At 71.9% G+C, this 7,383-nt stretch carries 8 protein-coding genes; 4 read left to right on the top strand and 4 right to left on the bottom strand.

Going from position 1 to position 7,383, the window contains the following annotated elements; genetic code table 11:
- The coding region (locus tag ND748_RS20840) for a carboxyl transferase domain-containing protein (RefSeq protein ID WP_285902462.1) at positions 1 to 914 on the bottom strand (914 nt) is incomplete at its 3' end.
- Positions 915 to 1,293: 379 nt separating this feature from the next.
- Here ND748_RS20840 and ND748_RS20835 point away from each other — a divergent pair.
- Positions 1,294 to 1,707 carry an SRPBCC family protein gene (locus ND748_RS20835; protein ID WP_251747678.1) on the top strand — a complete coding sequence of 138 codons (414 nt, stop codon included), beginning with the start codon at positions 1,294 to 1,296 and terminating at the stop codon, positions 1,705 to 1,707.
- A gap of 41 nt (positions 1,708 to 1,748) precedes the next feature.
- Here ND748_RS20835 and ND748_RS20830 read toward each other — a convergent pair whose 3' ends face one another.
- Positions 1,749 to 2,060, bottom strand: a complete 312-nt coding sequence (locus tag ND748_RS20830) for a hypothetical protein (protein WP_251747677.1) — start codon at positions 2,058 to 2,060, stop codon at positions 1,749 to 1,751.
- A gap of 7 nt (positions 2,061 to 2,067) precedes the next feature.
- Between ND748_RS20830 and ND748_RS20825 the strand changes: the two genes are divergently transcribed.
- A complete protein-coding gene (locus tag ND748_RS20825) occupies positions 2,068 to 2,646 on the top strand; it encodes a hypothetical protein (protein WP_251747676.1) in 579 nt (192 codons plus the stop codon).
- 68 nt (positions 2,647 to 2,714) lie between these two features.
- Here ND748_RS20825 and ND748_RS20820 read toward each other — a convergent pair whose 3' ends face one another.
- Positions 2,715 to 4,022 (bottom strand): DUF5925 domain-containing protein, encoded by a 1,308-nt coding sequence (locus ND748_RS20820; protein ID WP_251747675.1) that lies wholly within the window; start codon positions 4,020 to 4,022, stop codon positions 2,715 to 2,717.
- Positions 4,023 to 4,324: 302 nt separating this feature from the next.
- Between ND748_RS20820 and ND748_RS20815 the strand changes: the two genes are divergently transcribed.
- On the top strand, positions 4,325 to 5,080 hold the full coding sequence (locus tag ND748_RS20815) for a DUF3710 domain-containing protein (RefSeq protein WP_251747674.1): 756 nt from the start codon (positions 4,325 to 4,327) through the stop codon (positions 5,078 to 5,080).
- 27 nt (positions 5,081 to 5,107) lie between these two features.
- On the opposite strand, the gene ND748_RS20810 is transcribed toward ND748_RS20815, so the two are convergent.
- Positions 5,108 to 5,728 (bottom strand): hypothetical protein, encoded by a 621-nt coding sequence (locus ND748_RS20810; RefSeq protein ID WP_251747673.1) that lies wholly within the window; start codon positions 5,726 to 5,728, stop codon positions 5,108 to 5,110.
- A gap of 309 nt (positions 5,729 to 6,037) precedes the next feature.
- Here ND748_RS20810 and ND748_RS20805 point away from each other — a divergent pair.
- The coding region (locus ND748_RS20805) for a hypothetical protein (RefSeq protein WP_251747672.1) at positions 6,038 to 7,383 on the top strand (1,346 nt) is incomplete at its 3' end.

Raw genomic sequence — 7,383 nt, 5'->3', positions numbered from 1 at the left:
TCCCGCACGTCATACGGCGTCCGCGAATCCGTCGGCACCGCCGCGTACAGCCCCGCCGGGTCCACCGCGGGCTCCTCGGCGGGCTCGACCACCCACGGCCGGGGGGCGCGTGGCGCCAGATTCGCCACGATCGACCGGACGATCCGCAGGGCGTGCGCGTCGTCCTCGGCCAGATGGTCCGTCACCCCCGAGGTGCGCGCATGCAGCAGACCCCCGCCGAGCTCCTCGGCCGTCACCACCTCCCCGGTCGCCGCCTTCACCAGCGGCGGACCGCCCAGGAAGATCGTCCCCTGGTCGCGGACGATGACCGCCTCGTCCGCCATCGCCGGGACGTAGGCACCGCCGGCCGTGCAGGAACCCAGCACCGCGGCGATCTGAGCGATGCCGAGCGACGACATCCGCGCCTGGTTGAAGAAGATGCGGCCGAAATGCTCCCGGTCCGGAAACACCTGATCCTGCAAGGGGAGGAAGGCGCCGCCCGAGTCCACCAGGTAGACGCAGGGCAGCCGATTGTGTAGCGCGACCTCCTGGGCGCGCAGGTGCTTCTTCACCGTCAGCGGGTAGTAGGTACCGCCCTTCACGGTGGCATCGTTGGCGACGACCACGCATTCCCGGCCAGCAATCCGGCCGATCCCGGTGATGATGCCGGCCCCCGGCACCGGATCGTCGTACAGCCCGTTCGCGGCGAGCGGGGACAGCTCCAGGAAGGGACTGCCGCGGTCGAGCAACGCGTCGACGCGGTCCCGGGGCAGCAGTTTGCCGCGGGCGACGTGCCGCGCCCGGGCCTGCTGCGAACCGCCGACGGCCGCGACCGCCAGGCGCTCCTGCAGATCGGTCACGGCGTGCCAGTGTCCCTCGGCATTGCGCCGGGCCTGTTCGCCGGTGGCATCCACCCGGCTGGCCAGGACCGGCATCGCCGAGGCGCGGCGCACCTCGGCGGACCGCTGCCCGGCGATGAGTCCGTTTCGCACCGCCGTCACAATCACTCCCCACAAAGCTGAACACAAGGTTGCCGAATGCAGCGTTTCCCCAGGTCGGCGCGTTCCAACCCGAGACGTCCCGGCCGCGCCGAGAACGCAGCCGCACATACGGACACGCCGGCCGCGCAATCGGACGCGCTGATCCTGCCCTACCCGCTATCGACCCGAAATGCACCGGTTGACCCCACTGCGGCTTACCTTAGCGGTGATAGCCGGATTCGGCGGGTAGCTCGGTACGATCCGGCCCGTCGGGTGCCGGGCTCTCCGGCGCTCACCGTGAAGGACGCTTGCCGGCCCACTAACGTTGCCTGCCGTGGCCGCACTGTTCCTCCAGGCGTCGGGGCCGGCGCCGGTGACGGAGAGCTGGGAGCGCTACGCCGAGTCGGGCCGCTGGCCGACGTGGGCGCCGCAGGTCGTGGGCGTGCGCGTCGACAGCGGGGACACCCGGATCCATCCCGGGATGACCGGGGAGGTGCGGTCCTTCCTACCGCCCGCGGCCGGCTTCGTCGTCACCGCCGTCGACGAACTGGCCCGGACCTGGTCCTGGCGGGTAACGCTCGGCCCGCTGCACCTCGCCCTCGACCACGGCGTCGATCCCTGCCTGGACGGCGGCACCTCCACCTGGCTGCGGCTGCGTGGGCCGCTGCCCGTCCTGCTGGCCTACGCACCGCTGGCCCGCGTCGCCCTGCGCCGTCTGGTCCGCGTGGACCAGGCGTGGCGGACCTGACCAGACCGGACCCTTCGTACCGGCACCTCCGGCCGCCGGGTTCACCCACCCGCCGGGGAACAGGCCTGATCCGCGGGACGCAGGTCCGGAAAACGCCCCTCGTCGGCAAAGGCGAGGAATTCGGCGTCGACGTCGAGTTCCTGCCCGGCCGTCCGGTCGTGGAACTCCCAACGGATCGACCGCTGCTGCGTGGGGAAGGAACCACCCCGCGCACGTTGGTCGTCGTGAGCGAGAAGTCGGATCGCGTGGGCAAGCGGCGACGCATCCGTAACCACTGCCGCGGCCGGGCAGGCGGATCCGGCCGGGGACGGCGCGACGAGCGGCGGATCACGCCCGGCCGCGCCACGCACCATCCTGCTCGTGGCGCTGATCGCGCTCGCGGGGCTGGTCATCGGGGCCGCCGGGCTCGCCGCGGCGGGCGCCGCACTGCTGCGCCCCGCAGTCAGGTCCGACGCCCGCTCGCCCGACCCGGAGCCGACCGCGGGCCAGGACTATCGCCTATGCCCCTACCAGGTGGATGCCAACCGCGGTCTCGGTGCGGCCACCGTCGACATCAACCCTGGCGGATTCATCGAGCAGGAGTTCGATGCCGCTCCGGGGTTCCGCATCACCCATGTACACGTCGAGACGGGCTTCAACTCGATCATTGCCGACCGGCACATCGCCGGTCCCGTCCAGGTGGAGATCCGTGAGAACGGCATCGCGGTCAGCGCTGCGACGGTGAAGATCGACGCGGTGCACGCGCCGCCCGCAGAGCTGGCGAAGCAGGTCGTGGTCGAGCCCGGCCGCAGCTATTCGCTACGGGTCGCGAACTCCTCCGGGCAGATACTCAGCCCCTACCCGAAACCCGGCCCGGGCCGCTCCGTCGGGATCGAAGGTCTGACGGACAAGCTTCCGGTCACCGGCCGACAGCTCTCCGGTCAGATATGCGGCCCCTGACCGCCGCATGGACCCGACGGTTCGGCGACCGGGGGCGCCACCTCGGCAGCGCGACGCCCCCAGCCCGATCACAGGTACAGGCCGTGGCGGGTGTCACCGCCGGACGGACGGGGCAGGCCGCGGCCGTCGCGCAGGGCGAACAGCTCCGCGAGCGTCATCGTCGAGCCGACTCCGTCGGTGGAACCGAGCCAGGACACGGCCTCGGCGTGGGGCAGCGCACCCACCTCGATCTGGGCCAGGCACCGGCCCGGTCGCACGACGGCGGGATGCAGCCGGAACAGGTCCTCGTTGGTCGTCAGCGCGACGAGCACCTCCCGGCCCTGGCCGACGAGCCCGTCGGTGAGGTTGAGCAGCCGGGACAGCTGCTGTCCGGCGGAGCCACGGCCGTCCCCGCGGATCAGCTCGTCACAGTCCTCGATCACCAGCAGCCGCCAGCGACGCCCGGCGGGTTGGCCCATTCGGGCACCCTCGCCGCCGTCCCCGCCGCCGGCCGCACCGCCTGCGGCGGCGTCGACGGCGCCGATACCGTCGGCGGCGGAGTCAGCCGAATGAGCCGAGCCGGCCAGGTCGGCCAGGTCAGCCAGGTCGACCGAGTCGGCGGACTCGTTGTCGGAGTCGCCGTCGTCGTCGAAGCCGATCGCGACCTCCATCAGGTAGGCCGGGTCGGCGAACAGCGCCTCCGGGTCGAGCACGCAGTCGACCTGGCACCAGGAGCGCCATTCGTTGGCCAGCGCGCGCAGCACCGTCGTCTTGCCCGTCCCGGCCGGCCCGTGCAGCAGGATCAGCCGGCCGATCACGTTGTCGCGGCGGATGGCCATCAGCTTGTCGAGGGAGTCCCGCGCCACCGACGCGTAGTTGTCACGGATCGACGACCATCTCGTCGTCGCGGTCCGCCGGCTGGTCCGGATCGGCCCACGCTGGCCGGACAGATACCAGAAACCCATGCTGACAGAGCTGTCCGAACCGGTCTCGGCCGCGGACGAGCGCAGTACGTCCTCGAGCACGCCCCGGGCGAGCTGCTCGCTGACCGCCGTCACGGTGACCTCACCGCCGCCACCGCGCCAGCGCACGGACCGCACCGTCCAGCCCTCCCCCACGGCCAGCCGGGAGTCCCGGGATTCTTCAACGACGGAGCGCAGCACCCGCGCTCCGGAAGGCAACAGGGTCGCTCCGGGGCGGAGCCGATCCACCCGCGCGCTGCGGGCCCACGGCTGTTCACCGGTCGTGAAAGGAGCGAGCGCGAGCGCGTCGACGACGTCGTAGGGGGTGTCCGAATCGTCGAGGCCGACGACGAACGGGAGCTTCATCCCCCCGCTCAACGACTCGGAGACCGTCCAGGACTTGGGCAGCGACGCTTTCTGGTTGGGAACTGACACGCCTCCGATGGTCCCGGACTCGCCGCGTTTCGACCATCCCGTTACGCATTTAGGCCGGCAGGTCACGCCGTTCGGGGCGAGTCGCCTCGCCGCTGCCGCCGCCGACAGGGCGTCCCTGACCTCCATCAGGGCGAAGCCGAGCGCGTTGCGCCCGGGCCAGGCGCTCGGCCGGCCGGCCCGATCGTCGTCGCGGACGCGGCCGATTCCCGGACCCGGTACGGGGTGTTGCCACGAGAGTCTCGGCGCGCCTACCCGACGTCACGCTCCGGTCGCTACAAGCTTCGGGCAGGAGGTGGTCGGCGGTGCTTGGTGGACGACTCATGCACGGGCGACGACGCGATGCCACGCGAGCCGGCGGGTCCGGCCGGATCGGCACCGCGCGCGGGGACGCCGACGCACCGACCGGTCCCAGCCCGGACTCCGCTGCCGGGCCGGACTCCCCTGCCGGGCCGGACTCCGCCGATCGGCCGGACGTCGCGGGGCCGCACGACATCGCCGCCCAGCCCGATGACGGCCGGCAGCGGGCGGATTTCGGCGCGCTGCTGATCCCGCGCGTGACCGGCACCTGGATCCGGCTGTCACTCGACGGGCCGGTGCCGGCGCTGGTCGCGACCGACGGCTCCTCCGCCCTGGAGCTGTCCGTGCTGGCCGCACCACGAGGACAGCACCAGTGGGCCGGCATTCGCGCCGACCTGCTCGCCGCGATGGCGGCGGACGACCCGGACGCCTGCCGGCCGGGGCCGCGCGGCCCCGAGCTGCATCTGCCGATCGACGCCGGATCGGGTCCCATTCCCGCCCGGATCGTCGGTATCGACGGGCCGCGTTGGTTCCTCTGCGCCGTGTTCACCGGGCCCGCGGCCACGGATCCGGCGGCGGCGCCCGCGCTCGACGAACTGCTCGCCGCGACGGTCGTGGTGCGGGGGGACGCACCGATGCCTGTCCGCGAGCCGGTCGGGCTGGTCATGCCCGACCGGACGGGCGAGCGCATCGTGGAGGTCCCGGCCCAGCGACACGCCCCCGAGATCATGACCCTCGGCCGGCCGCGGACACCCGCCTGACACCGCCTGACACCGCCTGACGTTAGGTCAGCGCAGGCCGGTGAACTCGACGGTGGCCAGCGAGATGCGCACGTAACGTTCGATCAACTCGTCGGGCTGGACGGGGCCGGTGCGGTCGTACCACTCCAGCGCGGCCGTGCCGGCCGCCTCGATGCTGCGCCGCGCGTCGGCCGGGAAGGGCGTGCGGAACACGCCCTCGCGCACCCCCTGCTGGATGATCTCGCCGAAAAGCTGGCTGGCGCCGCGTTCGACCACCTGCTCGCCGATCGAGAACCGGTCCCCCACCCGCATGATCGTCCGATAACGGAGCAACAATGCGGTCGTCTGATAGCAAAGGTAGTAGCTCATGGTGCCGCGGACGAGCGCCGACAGCCTTTCCACCGCCGACGGGCCCGCCGTCGCCACAGCGCTGTTGATGATCCGGAAGAACTCGTTGACGAGCTCGGAGAGAGGCACCTCCCAGGCGTCCGGCTCCAGCGTCCCGGCAAGATAGTCCCGGACCGACTCCACCGGTTCCACCCCGGCGTGGGCGCCGATGTCCCGGAGGGAGATATCGGCCAGATCGAGATCGGCGAAAAGATCGGCGGCCGCCCGATAGAGTTCCGCCCTGCGCTGCAGGAGCGCGGCACGCTCGGCGACCCGGTCCACGCGTCCCAGGGTATCCCGGAACCGGCCGCGAGACACCCCCCGATGGCCACATCGACGGCATGTCAACGAATTCCGATGAACCCTCCGAATGAGCCTCAAACCGGATCGCCGCAGCCGATCAGGCCCGTGCCGACGGCAGGGGCCGAGCCTACACCGACTCGCCGAAAACCGGACCTTCGGCCACCGCTCCATTCCGGACGCGTTCGACGGCTATAGTCGTCGAGGTCCGGCGGCGTCTCGGGCGCCGCCCGGAAAGCATAGCGTCAGTTTTCACCGAAGAGGCACGCGAACGGGGATGAGAGGTCATCGGTGTCGGCTGAGCTCGCCCTGGGACTGCTGTTGCAGGGGCTCGCCGTCCTGCTCCTCGTGTACCGGCGGTGGCAGCAGACCAAAAAGAGCCTCGGTCTGCTTTTCGTCGGCACCGCCGTCGTCTATCACGGAGCGACCGAGATTCTCCAGGCGGTCGCGCCGGTGTACAGCGACAACCGACTGCTGACGACCGATGCGGATATCGCCGGCTATGCAGTTCTGGTCGGCGTCACCCTTCTTTTCTTCGCCGGCACCTATCGGATCGCGACCCGCGACGCGCCAGACCGGCCATCCTTTCGGGCCGGCGTGCCGGATTTCTACGACTGGCGATTCCTGGTCATCTTCGCGGTGGCCGCGGTCGCCGTGACCGCCGCCGGGCGGGCGGTGACGGACGGGACGGACCCCGGCGCCGAGTCGGGCGGGCAGTACCTCGCCGGCGGGTTCGCGACCCAGTTCCTCGTCGTCGGCCTCGCGCTGGCCAGCTTCGCGGTGCTGGTGCGCACGCGCGGGCGCAGGCTCGTCCTGGTGCTCACCGTCCAGTGCACCCTGCACACCCTCGCCGGTCAGCGGCTGCCGGTGGCGATCTCCGCGGTGGCCGTGCTGTACCTGCTCGCCGTCGCCGGAATCCCCGTCCGGGGCCGGCAACTGGCCTGGGTGGGCGGCCTCATCCTGCTGTCCTACCTCGTCATCTACGGCGCGCGGGCCGACGCCGGCCGGCAGGTGTTCGGCGCCGGGGCCGGCGTCGGCGAACGGGTCGCGGCGCTCACCGGCGCACTCGCCCAACCGGAGCGGGGGATCAGCCGGCACGGCGTCGGCGACCTGGGGGTCCGCCTGGACGGCAACTCCTACCCGTCGATCATTCTGCACCAGCTCCGCGCCGGATCGCCGCCGATCGGCCCGGTGACACTGCGAGACGACGTGATGATCGCCATCCCGCGTTTCCTCGCCCCCGGCAAGCTGGGCACTGCCCTGGAGTCCCGGTCGCTGAAGGTCCGCCTGTCCGGCGCCTACGGCATCACCAGCGCCTTCGATCGGATCCCCACCCAGCTCGGCGAGCTGCTGCCGATCGGCGGACCGGCCTGGATGGTCATTCTCGCCGGGTTGGGCGGCCTGCTCCTCGCCCGAGTGGAGTGCGCGCTGTGGCGCCGACGCCATCCGGCGGCCCTGCTGGGTCTGCTCGCCCTGGTCGCCGGCATCCTGCAGTACGAGGGTGGCCTCGTGCTTTACACGATCAGCGCCCGCGGCGCGCTCACCCTGGGCGTGGCGCTGCTGCTGTGGCAGCGGGCGGCGGAGGTCCTACGCACCCGCCGGGCCGCGCCGGCCCGCACCCGCGCCCGCGCCGGCTC

This window comes from Frankia sp. AiPs1, assembly GCF_023716945.1.
Classification (GTDB): domain Bacteria; phylum Actinomycetota; class Actinomycetes; order Frankiales; family Frankiaceae; genus Frankia.
This window is presented reverse-complemented; position numbering and strand designations above follow the sequence as displayed.